The organism is Streptomyces sp. Y1, from assembly GCF_041053115.1.
GTDB lineage: Bacteria > Actinomycetota > Actinomycetes > Streptomycetales > Streptomycetaceae > Kitasatospora > Kitasatospora rubellomurina.
Window position 1 is genome coordinate 2,864,526 of sequence record NZ_CP163445.1, and the last position, 16,927, is coordinate 2,881,452.

General features: G+C 73.2%; 15 protein-coding genes and 1 tRNA gene. 6 read left to right on the forward strand and 10 right to left on the reverse strand.

Going from position 1 to position 16,927, the window contains the following annotated elements; translation table 11 throughout:
* Positions 1-72 precede the first annotated feature (72 nt).
* The 4 genes from rsrA to AB2U05_RS11980 all read right to left on the reverse strand — a co-directional run bounded on the left by rsrA (position 73) and on the right by AB2U05_RS11980 (position 2,895).
* A complete protein-coding gene (gene rsrA / locus AB2U05_RS11965; RefSeq protein WP_045703738.1) occupies positions 73-456 on the reverse strand; it encodes a mycothiol system anti-sigma-R factor in 384 nt (127 codons plus the stop codon).
* Positions 453-1,091 carry a sigma-70 family RNA polymerase sigma factor gene (locus AB2U05_RS11970; RefSeq protein WP_045703751.1) on the reverse strand — a complete coding sequence of 213 codons (639 nt, stop codon included), beginning with the start codon at positions 1,089-1,091 and terminating at the stop codon, positions 453-455. Before AB2U05_RS11970 ends, rsrA begins: the two co-directional genes overlap by 4 nt.
* A gap of 399 nt (positions 1,092-1,490) precedes the next feature.
* Positions 1,491-2,126 (reverse strand): alpha/beta family hydrolase, encoded by a 636-nt coding sequence (locus tag AB2U05_RS11975; protein ID WP_369183187.1) that lies wholly within the window; start codon positions 2,124-2,126, stop codon positions 1,491-1,493.
* A gap of 22 nt (positions 2,127-2,148) precedes the next feature.
* Positions 2,149-2,895, reverse strand: coding sequence for an SOS response-associated peptidase (locus AB2U05_RS11980; RefSeq protein ID WP_369183188.1), 747 nt, complete (start codon positions 2,893-2,895; stop codon positions 2,149-2,151).
* A 132-nt stretch (positions 2,896-3,027) separates the two neighbouring features.
* Here AB2U05_RS11980 and AB2U05_RS11985 point away from each other — a divergent pair, with 132 nt between their 5' ends.
* The 5 genes from AB2U05_RS11985 to hisN all read left to right on the forward strand — a co-directional run bounded on the left by AB2U05_RS11985 (position 3,028) and on the right by hisN (position 7,499).
* Entirely contained in the window at positions 3,028-3,756 is a 729-nt protein-coding gene (locus AB2U05_RS11985; protein ID WP_369183189.1) for a M50 family metallopeptidase, read from the forward strand.
* Between the two features lie 68 nt (positions 3,757-3,824).
* On the forward strand, positions 3,825-5,156 hold the full coding sequence (gene aroA / locus AB2U05_RS11990) for a 3-phosphoshikimate 1-carboxyvinyltransferase (protein WP_045703730.1): 1,332 nt from the start codon (positions 3,825-3,827) through the stop codon (positions 5,154-5,156).
* Between the two features lie 15 nt (positions 5,157-5,171).
* Positions 5,172-6,227 carry a ribosome small subunit-dependent GTPase A gene (rsgA, locus tag AB2U05_RS11995; RefSeq protein WP_045710734.1) on the forward strand — a complete coding sequence of 352 codons (1,056 nt, stop codon included), beginning with the start codon at positions 5,172-5,174 and terminating at the stop codon, positions 6,225-6,227.
* A gap of 118 nt (positions 6,228-6,345) precedes the next feature.
* Positions 6,346-6,669: a multidrug efflux SMR transporter gene (locus AB2U05_RS12000; RefSeq protein WP_045703726.1), complete on the forward strand. Its 324-nt coding sequence runs from the start codon at positions 6,346-6,348 to the stop codon at positions 6,667-6,669.
* Positions 6,670-6,701: 32 nt separating this feature from the next.
* Positions 6,702-7,499, forward strand: coding sequence for a histidinol-phosphatase (gene hisN, locus AB2U05_RS12005; protein ID WP_045703724.1), 798 nt, complete (start codon positions 6,702-6,704; stop codon positions 7,497-7,499).
* Between the two features lie 98 nt (positions 7,500-7,597).
* On the opposite strand, the gene AB2U05_RS12010 is transcribed toward hisN, so the two are convergent.
* From AB2U05_RS12010 to AB2U05_RS12025, 4 genes are all read right to left on the reverse strand, one after another.
* Complete coding sequence (locus AB2U05_RS12010) at positions 7,598-9,073, reverse strand: catalase (RefSeq protein WP_045703722.1); 1,476 nt, start codon at positions 9,071-9,073, stop codon at positions 7,598-7,600.
* 176 nt (positions 9,074-9,249) lie between these two features.
* The gene (locus AB2U05_RS12015; RefSeq protein WP_369183190.1) at positions 9,250-11,241 is read right to left on the reverse strand and encodes a sel1 repeat family protein; all 1,992 of its coding nucleotides are present in this window, start codon (positions 11,239-11,241) and stop codon (positions 9,250-9,252) included.
* Positions 11,242-11,613: 372 nt separating this feature from the next.
* Positions 11,614-11,687, reverse strand: a tRNA-Met gene (locus tag AB2U05_RS12020).
* A gap of 64 nt (positions 11,688-11,751) precedes the next feature.
* Complete coding sequence (locus tag AB2U05_RS12025; RefSeq protein WP_369183191.1) at positions 11,752-14,787, reverse strand: UPF0182 family protein; 3,036 nt, start codon at positions 14,785-14,787, stop codon at positions 11,752-11,754.
* Positions 14,788-14,964: 177 nt separating this feature from the next.
* Here AB2U05_RS12025 and AB2U05_RS12030 point away from each other — a divergent pair, with 177 nt between their 5' ends.
* Positions 14,965-15,537 (forward strand): PPA1309 family protein, encoded by a 573-nt coding sequence (locus AB2U05_RS12030; protein WP_045703720.1) that lies wholly within the window; start codon positions 14,965-14,967, stop codon positions 15,535-15,537.
* A 12-nt stretch (positions 15,538-15,549) separates the two neighbouring features.
* Here the strand turns inward: AB2U05_RS12030 and AB2U05_RS12035 are convergent, their stop codons facing one another.
* Both AB2U05_RS12035 and AB2U05_RS12040 read right to left on the reverse strand, forming a co-directional pair.
* The gene (locus AB2U05_RS12035) at positions 15,550-16,677 is read right to left on the reverse strand and encodes a PDZ domain-containing protein (RefSeq protein WP_045703718.1); all 1,128 of its coding nucleotides are present in this window, start codon (positions 16,675-16,677) and stop codon (positions 15,550-15,552) included.
* Positions 16,678-16,735: 58 nt separating this feature from the next.
* Positions 16,736-16,927, reverse strand: coding sequence for a hypothetical protein (locus tag AB2U05_RS12040; protein WP_045711491.1), 192 nt, complete (start codon positions 16,925-16,927; stop codon positions 16,736-16,738).

A 16,927-nucleotide genomic window follows, 5' to 3' on the forward strand; every position in this document is an offset into this window, starting at 1 on the left:
GCCCCGCCCGGCCGACCACCCCGCACAGCCGTCACGCACCGTGACCGCGGCGCCGGGCGGGCCCCGCCGGCGTCACTCCGCCGGTGCGCCGGCCTCGACCGGCTCGCCCTCCGCCGCCAGGCTCGGCGCCGGCCGGGCGGACTCGACGTGCACCTCTACCGAGGCCGTCTCCACGACCACCACCGGCTCGCCCGAGCGCTGCCCGGCCCGGATCGAGTCGATCCTGGCCAGCACCTTGCCGCGCAGGTCGGCCGGGGTGTCGTCGCACCCGCAGGAGCGCTTGATCAGCGCCTTGATCGCCTGCTCCAGCCCGTACTGCTTCAAGCACGGCGAGCACTCGTCGAAGTGCTCGCGCAACTTGGCGCAGTCGCCCTCGGCCATCTCGTTGTCGAGGAATTCATAGAGGTGGTCGAGGACCTCGCCACACTCGGTTTCGTGCGGATCGCCGCAGCTCATGAGCCCGAGCCCTTCGCTTCCTGCCCTGCCCCGCTGCCGGCCGGGACGAGCCCGCGCTCACGGGCGTAGTCCTCCAGCATGCCGCGCAGCTGACGACGGCCGCGGTGCAGCCGGGACATCACCGTACCGATGGGAGTACCCATGATGTCCGCGATCTCCTTGTACGCAAAGCCTTCTACGTCCGCGAGATAGACGGCGATCCGGAATTCCTCCGGGATGGCCTGGAGCGCGTCCTTCACGTCACTGTCGGGGAGGTGGTCCAGGGCCTGGGTCTCGGCCGAGCGCAGACCGGTCGACATGTGCGACTCGGCGCGGGCCAGCTGCCAGTCCTCGATCTCCTCCGCCGCGGTGCGCTGCGGCTCCCGCTGCTTCTTGCGGTACGAGTTGATGAACGTGTTGGTGAGGATGCGGTACAGCCAGGCCTTGAGGTTCGTGCCCTCACGGAACTGGTGGAAGGACGCGTACGCCTTCGCGAACGCCTCCTGGAGCAGGTCCTCCGCATCGGCCGGGTTGCGCGTCATGCGCAGCGCCGCCGAGTACATCGGATCCAGGTAGCCCAGGGCGTCGCGCTCGAAGCGCTCCCGCCGGGCCTCCTCGCTCTCCTCCGCCGACACCCGGAAGGTGTCCTCGCCGATCGCCTCGGCCAGCTCCTCACCGGTGAGCGCCTCGCCCGCAGGCAGGGCCTCGCCCGGGCCACGGCCCGGCTCGGCCTCGTGCTCGGTCCCGACGACCGGACCCACCTCCTCGGCATGACGAGCGCGGCCCACGGCGGGCCGCCCAGAAATGGAGGATATCGGGCTGACGGGCTTCTCGCCCGCGTCGAGCCAGTCCGACCACGAGGGAGCGAACGCCGTGGCGGCCTCGCGCTCCTCAGGCCGTTCGGGGCACGCGATCGAACCCATCTGCCCTGCCTCTCACCGGTGACTCGTAGCTGCCGCTCACGCTGACGAAGGCGACAACCACCCGGAGCCCGCAGGCATTCCCGCCCGCACGCACCATTCACTCGCACGAGTGATCGACCCGGTACGTCCCGCTCACCCCAGCCGCAGCACGAAGTCCCCCACCGCCCCGCAGAGCAGGTCCAGCACCTCCTCCTGCCCCACCTCCGCCCGCTTCGGCACCTCGAACCCGTGGTTCCCGTACGGCAGCGCCACCAGCTCGTGCCCCGGCGGCAGCCGCGGGAACTCCCCCGGCCCGCCGAACGGGTCCGCCGGCCCCTGCACCACCAGCGTCGGCAGCCCCGACTCCAGCAGCTCCTCGGCCCGGCTCCGCTCCGGCCTCCCCGGCGGGTGCAGCGGGAACGCCAGCGCCACCACCCCCACCGCCCCGGTCGCCGCGCCCGTACGGCACGCCACCCGCGCCCCGGCACTGCGCCCGCCGACCACCAGCGCCGGCCCCCGGGCCGCCAGCAGCTCGGCCACCGGCCGCCAGCCCAGGTCCAGCGTCCTCGGCGCCGGCGCCACCTTCCGCCCCGCCACCCGCCACGGCTGCTCCACCAGCGCCACGGTGATCCCGCGCGGCGGCAGCGCGGCGGCCAGCGCCACCAGGTCCCGGGCCTCCACCCCGCCGCCCGCGCCGTGCCCCAGCGCCAGCACCGCCCGGGGCTCCACCGCCCGGTGGTACGTGATCCGGGCCTCGCCCGCCTCGGTGTCCACGAGCTCGACGGTCATCCCATGGCTCCCATTCGACAGTTCAGAAGAGTGTGGTCTCGACCTCGGTGTACGGCTCCACGAGCTCCGGGCCGTTGTTGCGGATGCTCCCCACCGCGGGCGACACCGGCGTGGCCAGCAGCGCCCCCGGCGGCGGCGGTATCAGCAGCCCGCGCAGCTCCTCCGGGTCGTCCGCCCCCGGATCCAGCCACGCGTCCCACGAACCCGCGTCCAGGAACAGCGGCATCCGCTCGTGGATCGGCGCCAGCAGCTCCTCCGCCTCCGTCGTCACCACCGCGAAGGTCACCAGCCAGGCCCGCGGATGGTCCGCCGGCACCGTCCGGTCCCGCCAGAACTCGTACAGCCCCGCCAGCGCCAGCGGCGCACCGTCCGCCCGGGACACGAAGAACGGCCGCTTGCGCGCCTTCCCCCGCGCCCCCGGCACCCTCTGCCACTCGTAGTAGCCGTCCACCGGCAGGATGCACCGCCGCGACGCGAACGCCTGCCGGTACGCCGGCTTCTCGTGCACCGTGTCCGCCCGGGCATTGATCATCTTCACCGCGGTCTCCGCCGAACCCGACCACTGCGGCACCAGCCCCCAGCGCAGCGCCCGCAACTGCCGCACCGCCCGCGGCTCGTGCTTCGCCAACCGCTCCAGCACCACGAAGGCACTGTTCGTCGGGGCGACGTTCCAGTTCGGGTCCAGCGTCTCCCCCGGATCCCAGAACTCCACGCCGAACAGGTCGACGAGGTCCTCGGGCCTGCTGCTGGCTGCGAAGCGACCGCACATGCGGGCCAGCTTGCCATGCCCGCCCTCCTCACCACTTCCTCATCCCCCGGCAGAACCACCCGCCCCCGCCCGCCCGTCCCCGCATGGGAGGCTGCCCCGAACGGCCCAACGCAGCGGACGGAGCCAAGGACCATGAGCACGCACCCGACCGACCACACCCTCGGCGACCTGTGGGACCAGGTCACCGGCACCCAGGCCGCCCCGCCCGGCTGGCTCGTCCTCACCACCGGCTGCGCCGCCCTGCTCGCCGTCCTCGCCCGCCCGATCTGGCACGTCGCCCGCAACGCCGTCACCATCGCCCACGAAGGCGGCCACGGCCTCGCCGCCCTCGCCACCAACCGCAAACTCGCCGGCATCCGGCTGCACTCCGACACCTCCGGCCTCACCCTCTCCTACGGCCGCCCCACCGGCCCCGGCATGGTCCTCACCGCCGCCGCCGGCTACACCGCCCCCGCCCTGCTCGGCCTCGGCTGCGCCGCCCTGCTCGCCGCCGACCGCATCACCCTGCTGCTCTGGCTCGCCATCGCCCTGCTGCTCGCCCTGCTCGTCCGCATCCGCAACGCCTTCGGCCTGTTCACCGTGCTGCTCGCCGGCGGCGCCTTCTTCCTCGTCTCCTGGTTCGGCACCGCCCAGATCCAGGCCGGCTTCGCCTACCTCGGCTGCTGGTTCCTGCTCTTCGGCGCCGTCCGCCCCGTCCTGGAACTGCAGCACCAGCGCCGCATCGGCTGGGCCCGCGACTCCGACGCCGACCAGCTCGCCCGCCTCACCCACGTCCCCGCCCTCGCCTGGGTCGCCGTCTTCCTGCTCACCGCCCTCGCCAGCCTCGCCCTCGGCGCCTCCTGGCTCCTCCAGCCCCTGTAGCCGACCGCCCGTCCCGCCATGCGGGCCAGCGCCGGAACGCCCCCGCGCCGCGGCCTAGACTGGCCCCCATGACCGAGACCCTGTGGCCCGCCCCCGTCGCGACCACCCCCGTGGACGCCACCGTCACCATCCCCGGCTCGAAGTCGGTCACCAACCGGGCCCTGGTGCTGGCGGCACTCGCCGACGAGCCCGGCTGGGTGCGCCGCCCGCTGCGCAGCCGCGACTCCCAGCTGATGGCGGACGGTCTGCGCGCCCTCGGCGTCGGCATCGAGGAGCAGGTCAACAACGACTCCGGCGGCTACGGCGGCGGCGAGGCCTGGCGGGTCATCCCCGCCCCCGCCCTGCTCGGCCCGGCCACCGTCGACGTCGGCAACGCCGGCACGGTCATGCGCTTCCTGCCCCCGCTCGCCGTCCTCGCCGACGGCCCCGTGCACTTCGACGGCGACCCGCGCAGCCACGAGCGCCCCCAGCACGGCGTCATCAACGCCCTGCGCGCCCTCGGCGCCCGGATCGAGGACGACGGCCGCGGCACCTTCCCCTTCACCGTGCACGGCACCGGCGGCCTGGACGGCGGCCCGGTCGAGCTCGACGCCTCCGCCTCCTCCCAGTTCGTCTCCGCCCTGCTGCTCTCCGGCGCCCGCTACCGGCAGGGCGTCGAGGTCCGGCACGTCGGCGGCCCGGTGCCGTCGCTGCCGCACATCCGGATGACCGTCGAGATGCTCCGCAAGGCCGGCGTCCAGGTCGACGCCCCCGAGGACGGCGGCGAGAAGGACGTCTGGCGGGTCACCCCCGGCGCCCTGATCGGCCGCGACCTCGTCGTCGAGCCCGACCTGTCCAACGCCGCCCCGTTCTTCGCCGCCGCCCTCGCCACCGGCGGCCGGGTCACCGTCCGCGACTGGCCCAAGCACACCACCCAGCCCGGCGACCAGCTCCGCGAGCTGTACACCCGGATGGGCGGCGCCTGCGAGTTCACCGACGAGGGCCTGCAGTTCACCGGCACCGGCCGCATCCACGGCATCGAGGCCGACCTGCACGACGTCGGCGAGCTCACCCCGGTGATCGCCGCCGTCGCCGCCCTCGCCGACTCCGAGTCCCACCTGTACGGCATCGCCCACCTGCGCCTGCACGAGACCGACCGGCTCGCCGCCCTCGCCAAGGAGATCAACGACCTCGGCGGCGACGTCAGCGAGACCGAGGACGGCCTGCGGATCCGCCCCCGCCCGCTGCACGGCGGCGTCTTCCACACCTACGAGGACCACCGCCTGGCCACCGCAGGCGCCGTCATCGGCCTCGCCGTGCCCGGCGTCCAGGTCGAGAACATCGCCACCACCGCCAAGACCCTGCCCGACTTCCCGCAGTTGTGGGCCGACCTGCTCGGCGAAGCGGCGGCGGGCAGCTGAGCGGAGACTGAAGCCATGCGCCGCTACGGCAAGGACGCCGACGAGGACGACATCCGCAACCGCCCCGCCCGCCGGGGCTCCCGGCCACGGACCCGCATCCGGCCCAAGCACGAGGACGCCGCCGAGGCGATGGTGCTCACCGTCGACCGCGGCCGGCTCACCTGCCTGGTCGACCCGGGGACGAAGCAGGAACGCGAGGTCGTCGCCATGAAGGCCCGCGAACTGGGCCGCAAGGGCGTCGTCGTCGGCGACGTCGTCAACATCGTCGGCGACCTCTCCGGGGACGCCGACACCCTCGCCCGGATCGTCCGGGTCGAGGAGCGCAGCTCCGTCCTGCGGCGCACCGCCGACGACGACGACCCGTACGAGCGGATCGTCGTCGCCAACGCCGACCAGCTCGCCATCGTCACCGCCCTGGCCGACCCCGAGCCCCGGCCCCGGCTGATCGACCGCTGCCTGGTCGCCGCCTACGACGCCGGCATGGAACCGCTGCTCGTCCTCACCAAGTCCGACCTCGCCCCGGCCGAACCGCTGCTCGAGTCCTACGCCCCGCTCGGCATCACCTACGTGGTCACCCGCCGGGACGAACTGGAGACCACCGGCGCCGAGGCCGTCCGCGAGCACCTGCGCGGCCTGTCCACCGTCTTCATCGGCCACTCCGGCGTCGGCAAGACCACCCTGGTCAACTCCCTCGTCCCGGACCGCCAGCGGCAGACCGGCCGGGTCAACGCCGTCACCGGCCGCGGCCGGCACACCACCGTCTCCGCCCTCGCCCTGCGCCTGCCCCCGCCGCCCGGCGCCAAGCCCGGCTCGAAGAAGGCCCTCGACACCGGCTGGGTGATCGACACCCCGGGCTTCCGCTCCTTCGGCCTCTCCCACATCGACCCGTCCCGGGTCATCCACGCCTTCCCCGACCTGGAGCCCGGCACCGTCGACTGCCCGCGCGCCTGCAGCCACGACGAACCGGACTGCGCCCTGGACGCCTGGGTCGCGGACGGCCACGCCGAGGGCGCCCGGCTGTACTCGCTGCGCCGCCTGCTGGCCAGCAAGGAGGCCCGCGAGGGCGACTGACGCCCGCGCCGCCCTCCGGCTTCCCCGCCGTTCGAGGTGTCGGACCGCGCCCGCCTGGTGATCATAGGAAAGTCGGGCCGGCGCGGGCCCGGCCCGTCGATCGACAGGGAGGGCACGGATGGCATGGGCCCTGGTGGTCCTGGCCGGCCTGCTGGAGACCGGCTTCGCGATCAACCTCAAGCTCAGCGAGGGCTTCACCAAGCTCTGGCCCACCGTCAGCTTCTGCGTGTTCGCCCTCGGCAGCTTCGGCCTGCTCACCCTCTCCCTCAAGAGCCTCCCGGTCGGCCCCGCCTACGCGGTGTGGACGGGCATCGGCGCGGCCGGCACCGCGATCTACGGCATGGCCTTCCTGGACGAGACCACCTCGGTGCTCAAGCTCGTCTCCATCTCCCTGGTGATCGCCGGCGTCATCGGCCTCCAGCTCAGCGGCACGGCCCACTGAAGCGGGGGAGGCCCTGGGCTAGGGTTTCGCCCATGGCCGACTACCACGACGATCTCCGACTCGCCCACGTCCTCGCCGACTCGGCCGACTCGGTCACCCTGGAGCGCTTCCGCGCCCTCGACCTGAAGGTCGAGACCAAGCCCGACCTCACCCCCGTCAGCGACGCCGACAAGGCCGCCGAGGAGCTGGTCCGCGGCGTCCTGCAGCGCGCCCGCCCGCGCGACGCCGTCCTCGGCGAGGAGTTCGGCCTGCAGGGCTCCGGCCCGCGCCGCTGGGTGATCGACCCGATCGACGGCACCAAGAACTACATCCGCGGCGTCCCGGTCTGGGCCACCCTGATCGCGCTGATCGAGGACGGCCCGGACGGCGTCGAGCGCCCGGTGGTCGGCATCGTCTCCGCGCCCGCGCTGCAGCGCCGCTGGTGGGCCGCCGAGGGCCTGGGCGCCTTCGCGGGCCGCAGCCTCGCCAAGGCCTCCCGGATCCACGTCTCCGGCGTCTCCCGGATCGAGGACGCCTCGCTCTCCTACTCCTCGCTGTCCGGCTGGGAGGAGCGCGGCCGCCTCGACCCGTTCCTGGACCTGACCCGGGCCTGCTGGCGCACCCGCGCCTACGGCGACTTCTGGTCCTACATGATGCTCGCCGAGGGCGCCGTCGACATCGCCGCCGAGCCCGAGCTGTCGCTGTGGGACATGGCCGCGCCCTGCATCGTCGTCCAGGAGGCCGGCGGCCGCTTCACCGGCCTGGACGGCATCGACGGCCCGGGCGGCGCCGACGCCGTCGCCACCAACGGCCTCCTGCACGAGGAGACGCTGCGGCGCCTCAGCGTCTGAGCGCCCCTTCGGCCCGGAGGCGAGCGGGCGAACAGCAGTGCGGGCCCCTTGACCAGTGGGAGCTGGTCAAGGGGCCCGCGGCCTTCCCGGTCCGGCCGTTACCGCTTGCGCAGCTCCCGGACCGCCGCCTCCAGCCGCTGCCCGTAATCGGCGTCGGCCTTGCGGAAGTTGTCGATCGCCCGCGCCACGATGTCCTCGCGCTCGGCCGAGACCTTGGCTATGAAGCCCGCCAGGTTGGCGATCAGCCGCTGCTTCTCCTCCTCGGAGTACAGCCGGTACAGGGCGCCGGCCTGCCCGAAGTCGTCGTCCTCGGCGTGGGCGGGCGCCGCGTGGGTGCCGGTGTGGCCGTCGACGGCGGTCGCGGCCCACAGCGGGCGGCCGGTCTGGACCGGGCCGCCGAAGCTGTTCGGCTCGTAGTTCTTCTGCCGCCCGTGCCGCCCGTCGTACAGGTACCCGTCGCGGCCGTTGGTGCGGGCCTCGGTGGCGTGCGGGCGGTTGACCGGCAGGTGGTCGGCGTTGATGCCGACCCGGTAGCGGTGGGCGTCGGCGTAGGCGAACAGCCGGCCCTGGAGCATCTTGTCGGGGGACGGGCCGATGCCGGGCACGAAGTGCGCCGGGGAGAACACCGACTGCTCGACCTCGGCGAAGACGTTGTCGGGGTTGCGGTTCAGCTCCAGCCGGCCGATCTCGATCGGCGGGTAGTCGGCGTGCGGCCAGACCTTGGTGAGGTCGAAGGGGTTGAACCGGTAGGCGGCGGCGTCGGCCGCGGGCATGATCTGCACCTGCACCGTCCAGCTGGGGAAGTCGCCGCGCTCGATGGCCTCGCGCAGGTCCCGCTGGTGGCTGTCCGGGTCCTCGCCGGCGAGGGCGTTGGCCTCGGCCTGGGTGAGGTTGCGGACGCCCTGGTCGGTCTTGAAGTGGTACTTGACCCAGAAGTGCTCGCCGGCCTCGTTCTGCCACTGGTAGGTGTGCGAGCCGTAGCCGTTCATGTGCCGGTAGGAGGCCGGGATGCCGCGGTCGCCGAACAGCCAGGTCACCTGGTGGGTGGCCTCGGGCGACAGGCCCCAGAAGTCCCAGACGTTGTCGGCCTCCTGCGAGCCGGTGTACGGGTCCCGCTTCTGGGTGTGGATGAAGTCGGGGAACTTCACGGCGTCCTTGATGAAGAACACCGGGGTGTTGTTGCCGACGAGGTCGTAGTTGCCCTCCTCGGTGTAGAACTTCACCGCGAAACCGCGCGGGTCGCGCACCGCGTCGGCCGAGCCGAGGTTGCCGGCCACCGTGGAGAAGCGCAGGAACACCTCGGTCTGCCGGCCGGCCTCGGCGAGGAACGCCGCCCGGGTCCAGGGCGTCACGTCGGCGGTCACCGTGAAGGTGCCGTACGCGCCGGCGCCGCGGGCGTGCACCACGCGCTCCGGGATCCGCTCCCGGTTGAAGTGCGCGAGCTTCTCGAACAGCAGCTGGTCCTGGACGAGGGCCGGGCCGCCGACGCCCGCCGTCTCGGTGTTCTGGTTGTCGGCGACGGGGGCCCCCGCCTCCGTGGTGAGGGTCGGGCGCAGCTCGTCCTGGGTGGTCATGGGGGTGCCTCCGCGTCATCCGGTCGTCGTGCTGACACGATCCTAACTTAGACATTGTCCAAGTCAACACCGATACCAATCCCCTGGCATGACCCGTCCCGTCCCGGGAACCACCCGCCGCGACCACCGCCGCACCGGCCCGGCCCGCACCCCAACTGCCGCCCCCGGCAGGGAAATCAGGCGCTCAACTCCGCGTGCAGCGCGCCGAGCAGCCGCCCGGCCCGCTCCGCCACCTCGGCCGGCCCGTAGTCGATCGCCCGCCGGCACCAGTTCTCCGCCTGCACCGGCTCGCCCCGGCGCAGCGCCAGCAGCGCCAGACGCAGCGCCGCCCGCCCGTGCCCCGCGTCGGCGGCCCGGGTGTACCAGAGCATCGCCTCCGCCTCACTGTCCTGCCGCGCCAGCAGCAGCCCCAGGTTGAACGCCGCACTGCGGCTGCCCGCCTCCGCCGCCCGCCGGTACCAGCTCTCGGCGATCTCCAGCGCCCCCCGCTCGGCCGCCCGCACGCCCATCCGCACCTGCGCCCGCCGGTGCCCGGCGTCCGCCGCCACCGCGTACCAGTGCTCCGCCTCGGCGTCCGCGTCCCCGCGCCGGTCCAGCACCGAGGCCAGCCGGAACGCCCCCTCCGCCGACCCGCCCGCCGCCGCCTGCCGGTAGCGCTCCAGCGCGCCCGCCAGGTTGCCGCGCTGCTCCTGGACGACGGCCAGCTGCAGCGCCGCCTCGCCGTGCCCCTCCGCGGCCGCCCGCGCGTACCACTCCTGGGCCTGCCGCTGCTCGCCGCGCCCGGCGTGCAGCACGCCGAGGTTGAACGCGCCGTCGACGCTGCCCGCCTCGGCGGCCTTGGAGAACCACGGCTCGGCGCCGGACTCGTCGCCGCGCTGCAGCAGCACGACGGCCAGCGCGTTGCAGGCCTCCCGGTGCCCGGCGTACGCGGCCCGGCGGTACCACTGCTCGGCCTGCTGCTCGCGGCCGGCGCCGGCGCACAGCAGCCCGAGGTTGAAGGCGCCGTTCTGGTCTCCGGCGTCCAGCGCGGTGCGGTACCAGTGCTCGGCCTCCCGGGCGGCGCCGCGCCCGGCGTGCAGGGCGCCGAGCGCGTTGGCGGCGTTGCCGTCGCCGGCCTCGGCGGCCTCCTGCCACCACTCGGCGGCGGCCGTGAGGTCCCCGGAGTCGCGCAGCAGGAAGCCGAGCGCGCAGGCGGCCCGCGCCTCGCCGTTCTGCGCGGACTGCCGGTACCAGCGGGCGGCCTCGTCCAGCAGCGCCTGCTCGCCGCCGGAGCGCTCCTCCAGCAGCACGCCCAGGCGCAGCGCGGCGCGGGCGTGGCTGCGGGCGGCGGCGGTGCGGTACCAGGCCTCGGCGGTGTCCTTGTCGCCGGCGGCCTCGCGCATCCGGGCCAGCCGGTAGGCGGCCTCGCGGTGCCCGGCGTCGGCGGAGACCTTGAACCAGCGCTCGGCCCGCACGTCGCGCCGGTGCTCCATCAGGTCGCCCAGCGCGTAGGCGCCGAGCGGGTGGCCGTGGTCGGCGGCGAAGTGCAGCCAGTACTCGGCGGCCTCCTCCTCGCCCTGGTCGCGCAGCTGCAGGCCGAGCGCGTGCGCGGCCGGGGCGCTGCCGGCGACGGCGGCCTGGCGCCACCACTGGCCGGCCTCGGCGCGGTGGCCCTGCTGGTGCAGCAGCACGCCGAGGTTGTTGGCGGCGGCGCGCAGCCCGGCGGCCGCGGCGCGGCGCAGGTAGGCCTCGGCGTCCTCCAGCTCGCCGCGGCGCAGCAGCAGGGTGCCGAGCCGGCAGGCGGCGTCCGGGTCGCCGCCGTCCGCGGCCTGCCGGTGCCGGGCCTCCAGCGCGGCGGACTCGCGGGCGGCGAGCGCGGTCTCGAAGCTGGTCGGGTCCAGGCCGGCCGGGTCGAGCGCGGCGCCGGCCGGGCCGTCCGCGGCGAGGGCGCCGCCCTGCGGGCCGTAGCTGCCGACCTCGGCGGCGAACTGACGGGTCGGCACGTGCACCAGGCTGTCCGGCCCGGACCCGCCGGTCTGCGGGCGCTCGGAGAGTCCGCTGGTGCGCTGGGCGGGCAGGGCACCGGGGCGGCTCTCGGGGCTCTCGGTGCTCTCCGCCCAGGCGTCGGTGTCCGCCTCGACGGCGGCCGCCGGCTTGGCGCCCGGGCCGTACTTGCCGATCAGCCTCATGCCGACTCCCGCTCCCCCAGAGTGACGCGGCACCGCGCCCCGGCCCGTCGCCGGGGGGACTCCCAGGGGAGGCGCCGGACCGGACGACCGGTCAGCAGCCGTGCACCGTCCCCCATGTGTCCCATCGTCGCATCACCCGCAACCCGCGTACACCTGCCCCGGCCGAATTCGGGCGGGGCCGACCCGAAGCCGACGAAATTGCTTCGGCGCTTTGTCGATTTCCCGACACACCGACCCCACAAACCCCACTGCCGTCCTCCTTGGCGACGGTCGATAGTACCGGAGCGGTTCCCCCCGCTTGCGGGGGAGAATCCCGCGGCGGGAACGCAGAAGGCCCGGAGGACGAATCCTCCGGGCCTTCCGGCTACTGAGTAGCGGGGACAGGATTTGAACCTGCGACCTCTGGGTTATGAGCCCAGCGAGCTACCGAGCTGCTCCACCCCGCGTCGGTGGTTAAACCATAGCACGGTCGCGGGGTGGAACGGAAAACGGTTTCCGCAGCTGGGAGGCCTACGGCCGGGGGCTCGCCGATCCCCCCGCCGCCGGGGCGGCCGGCGGCGGGGGCGCCGTGGTGCCCCCCGGAGTCGGCGCCGGGGCGCCGCCACGGGCCGCCTCGGCGGCCTTCAGCGCGTCCCCGAGCGCCTTCTGCGCGGTGCCGTACGCCGCCCAGTCGCCGTTCTTGAACGCCGTCTGGCTGTCGTTGTACGCCTTCTCCGCGTCACCGAGCGCCTTCTGCAGCTCCGGCGAGATCGTCCCGCCCGGCACCGGGGTGGCCGGCGCGGTGGGCGCCGGCGTCGCCGATCCGGTCGGCGCCGGCGTCGCCGGGGCCGTCGGGCTGGTCGGGGTCCCCGGCGCGGTCGGCGTGCCGCCCTGCGTGGACGAGGTCGACGGCGCGACCGGCGTCACCGGCGGCGTCCCGTCGCCGAACAGCTTCTTCAACGCGTCCTCAAGGGTGTTCTCGAACGCCACGTTGTCGTCCCCGTACACCGCCAGGACCTTCTGCATCGTCGGGTACTTGGCGCCGCGCCCGCGCACGTACACCGGCTCGACGTTCAGCAGCCCGCCGCCGACCGGCAGCGTCAGCAGGTTCCCGTACTCCAGCACCGTGTCGCCGTTCTTCAGCGCGTAGATCTGGTTCGCCACCTCCTTGCGGGAGTTGAACTTCGACTGCACCAGACCCGGGCCGGGGGCACCGGACTCGCCGGTCATCTTCAGCACCCGGATCTTCCCGTAGTCGTCCCCCGGGTCCGCGTTCACCGCCATGAACGCCGCCAGGTTCGGCCGGTCGTTGGGCACGAACGAACTCGTCAGCGAGAAGCTCGCGTTCGCGGCGTCCGGCATCCGCACCGTCACGTAGTACGGCGGCTGGACCTGCTTGGTGTCACTGGTCGGGTCCACCGGGACCTGCCAGATGTCACTGCCGTTGAAGAACGAGTTGGAGTCCGTCACGTGGTACTGGCCGAGCAGGTCGCGCTGCACCTTGAACATGTCCTGCGGGTAGCGCAGGTGCGGCAGCAGCGACTGCGGGATGTCCGCCTTCGGCTCGACCGTGCCCGGGAAGGCCTTCATCCAGGTCTTCAGCACCGGGTCCTTCTCGTCCCACTGGTAGAGCTTCACCTCGCCGGTGTACGCGTCCACCGTGGCCTTGACCGAGTTGCGGATGTAGTTGACCTGGTTGGCGACGGCCAGCAGCTCACCGCGCTGGTTCGTCAGCGAGTCCTTCGTCGCGGTGCCCAGCGTCGTCTTCGACGAGAACGGGAAGCCGTCCGAGGTGGTGTAGCCGTCCACCACCCACACCACGTGCTTGTCCATCACGACCGGGTACGGGTCGGCGTCGATCGACAGCCACGGCGCGACCTTCTCCACCCGCTCCTTCGGCGTCCGGTTGTAGATCACCTTGGCGCCGTCGGTGATCGCCCCCGCGTACAGGATCTGCGGCTCCGCGAAGCGCACCGCGTACGCGGCCCGCGTGATCGGGTTGTCCAGCGAGACGCCGCTCGCGCCCTCGTACGTCGTCTCGACGTTCACACCGGTCTTGACGTCGGTGTAGTCGATCTCCTTGTTCGAGCCGCCGACGATCGAGTACGACGTCGTCTTCTCGCCGTAGTAGATCCGCTGCTCGTAGTCCCCCAGCGTGCCCGTCGCCGGCAGGCCCGACTCGGTGAACACCGGCTGGCCCGTCGTGTCGACCTGGTTACCCTTGGCGACCACCGCGCCGTAGCCGTGGGTGTACTTGAAGTGGTCGTTGATCCAGTTGCGCTGCACCCCGTTCAGGTCCAGCTCGCGCAGGCCGATCACCGCGTCCTGCTTGCCCGCGCCGCTGCCGTACCGGTCCACGTCCAGCGTGCTCGGGAAGGCGTAGTAGTTGCGCTGCTGCTCCAGCGACTGGAACACCGGCGACACCACGTTCGGGTCCACCAGCCGCACGTCCGCGACCGTCTGCGCGTCCGGCTTCAGCGCGTCCGCCGTCGTCGACCCCTGCGGGGTGTACGAGGTGGTCTGCGCGTCCGCGATCCCGTACGCCTGCCGCGTCGCGTCGATGTTCTTCTGGATGTACGGCGTCTCCTTGGCCTGCTCGTTCGGCTTGACCTGGAACTGCTGCACGATCGCCGGGTACAGCCCGCCGATCAGCACCGCCGACAGCACCATCAGGCCCAGCCCGATCAGCGCCGGCGCCCAGGTGCGGCGCACCGGCGTCAGGAAGAACAGCACCGCGCAGATGACCGCCACGAAGAACAGGATCGTCTTCGCCGGCAGGAACGCGTTCGCGTCCACGTAACGCAGGCCCGTCCAGCCCGAGACACCCTTGTACGAGCCGGTCTTCACCGCCAGCGCGTACCGGTCCAGCCAGTACGCCGCCGCCTTCAGCAGCACGAACACGCCCAGCAGCACCGCCAGGTGCCCCTGCGCGCCCGCACTCGCCCGCCGGCCCGGGCCCTGCAGCCGCAGCCCCCCGTACAGGTAGTGCACCATCGTCGACGTCAGCAGCGACACGATCACCGCGCTGAACGCGAAGCCCAGCACGAACTCGTAGAACGGCAGGTCGAACGCGTAGAAGGAGACGTCCATGCCGAACTGCGCGTCCTTCTCACCGAAGGACGTCGAGTTCACCCACATCAGCCAGGTCCGCCACTGACCGGACGCGGCCGCGCCCGCCACCAGCCCGATCACCAGCGAGATCCCGATCAGCGCCCAGCGCTTGAACGGCGCCAGCCCCGCCCGGTAGCGGTCCAGGCTCTGCTGCTCGACCGACATCGCCGACAGCGGCGGCCGCAGCCGGTGCGCCAGCCAGATGTTGAAGCCGACGACGGCCGCCATCAGCAGGCCGAACACCGCGAACAGGCCGACCTTCGTCCACAGCTGCGTGGTGAACACCGACGAGTAGTGGACCGACCTGAACCACAGCCAGTCCGTCCAGAACCCGGCGAACATGACGAACAGCAGGAACAGCACCGCGAGCACGCCCAGGGTCAGCAGGGCGACCCGCGCCCGCCGGGAGGGCGGGCCTACCCTGCGCCGGAAACCCGGCCCTGAGCGTTCCGGCATCTGGAATACCACGGTGGCACCTCAGCTGTGTCGTCTGGAGTCGGTCGGTCTTCAGAGCAACTTAACCAGGCTTTGGCCGAGTTCCCACCGTTAGCAGACGGTTACTACACCCCGCACCCGGCGGCCGCCCCGCCCCACGAGGCGCCCGCGGGCCGCCCGACGTGTGAGGATTGGGGCATGTCCGACGCGTCTGCATTCAGCAACTCCCCCGACGACGTCTCCAAGCTCCCGGCCGCCTCCCCGCTCACCCGGGCCGCGCTGGAGATCGACGAGTACGCCGCCTCCCTCGGCTGGGACCTCCCCGCCCGGCTGTTCGCCCTGGTGGACAGCGCCGCCCTGCGCAAGGCCGACCCGCGCATCGCCAAGCAGCTCGGCCTCGCCGACGACGACGCGGCCGGCCTCACCCCCGTCGAGCAGGAGGAGATCCCGGCCGGCATGGAACTCGACAAGTTCCTCGCCACCATCGCCTGGCCCGACGCGGTGGCCGGCTGCGCCCTCGTCGTCGAGCGGCAGATGCTGCCCCCCGGCGCCGAGCAGTCCCGCCCGCGCGGCGCCAGCGACGCCCAGCTCGCCGAGTGGGTGGCCAACCACCCCCAGCGCGAGGAGGTGCGGATCACCGCCGCCGTGCTGCGCGACGGCAAGAAGGAGATCGCCCTGCGGCTGCGCTCCAAGGACGTCGCCCGCGAGGTGCTGACCGGGCCGGACCTGGTGCCCGGCCTGACCGAAGCGCTGCTGGCGACCTTCTCCTAGCGGGCCTGAGGACTACTTGGCGCAGGACGGCAGCGCCGAGGCCTGCCCGGAGCGGATCTGCTCCAGCGACTTCAGCGCGCCGTCCAGCGTGTCCGTCCTGACCAGGGTCAGCCCGGACGGCACGTTCTTCGCCGCCTCGGCGCAGTTCGAGGACGGGGTGAGGAAGTACTCGGCACCGGCGTCCCGGGCCGCGATGATCTTCATCGCTATCCCGCCGATCGGGCCGACCTTCCCGTCGTCGTCGATGGTGCCGGTGCCCGCGACGAACTTCCCGCCGGTGATGTCACCGCCCGGGGTGAGCTTGTCGATGATGCCGAGCGAGAACATCAGCCCGGCGCTCGGGCCGCCGACGTCCTGCAGGCCGATGTCGATCTGGAACGGGTAGGTGTGCCGGATGCCGGTGCCGATGCCGACCGCCGCGAGGTCGGCCCGCTCCGCCGGGGCCTTCGGGTCCAGGTCGCGGACCTTCACGGTCGGGACGGTGACGTCGGTGCGGGCGCCGGGCGCGGCCGGCTGGGCGGCGGCGGCCGGGCCGCCCGCCGCGTCCTTCACCCGGGGCACCACGGTGAAGACCGCGGACTCGCCCGGCTTGTGCTTGGTGACGGCGGCGACCACCTGGTCGACCGAGGTGACCGCGGCGCCGTCCACGGCGACGATCTGGTCCCCCGCGTGCAGCCGGCCCTCGGCGGGCGCGCCGGCGGTGACCGACTTGACGATCAGCTCACTGCCGACCGGGACGCCCAGCTGCTTGAGCGCGGCGGTGCGGGCGCTGTCCTCGGAGGAGGCGAACTCCTCGGCGTTCTGCTTCTTGGCGTCGGCGTCCGTCTGCCCCTTCGGGTAGACGTTGTCGTGCGGCACCACCAGCACGTCGTCGCGCAGCCAGCCGATCACCGCGTTCACCAGGCTGGGCTCGTACCGGGCCCCGGTCACCTGGACGGTGGTCATGTTGAGGTGCCCGGTCGTCGGGTACGAGTCGTGCCCGGTGATGGTGATCACCGGCTTCCCGCCCTGGTCGCCGAGCGTGTTGTACGTCGGGCCCGGACTCATCTCCGTGTACGGCACCTTCATCAGCACCGAGACGCAGAGCAGCGCTATGAGCAGCAGGGTGGCAGCGAGCATCGTCGCGGAGCGGCGTGGCATGCCTCGACAGTACGGGACGCCGGCGACGCGGCGCCCGCCGGGCCGGGGCTTCGGGCCGCTACCGGCCCGAGTGCTCCCGGGAGGCGGCGGCGCCGGCGGTGGTGCGTTCCATCGCGGCCATGAAGCGCCGGTGCTCGGCGAGCGAGGCCGGGTCCCCCGTGGCCCTCGGGGCCCGCTGGGCCCAGCCGGCCCACACGGCGGCGAGCAGGACGGCGATGACCGGAATGATCAACCAGGCGAGCGCACTCAT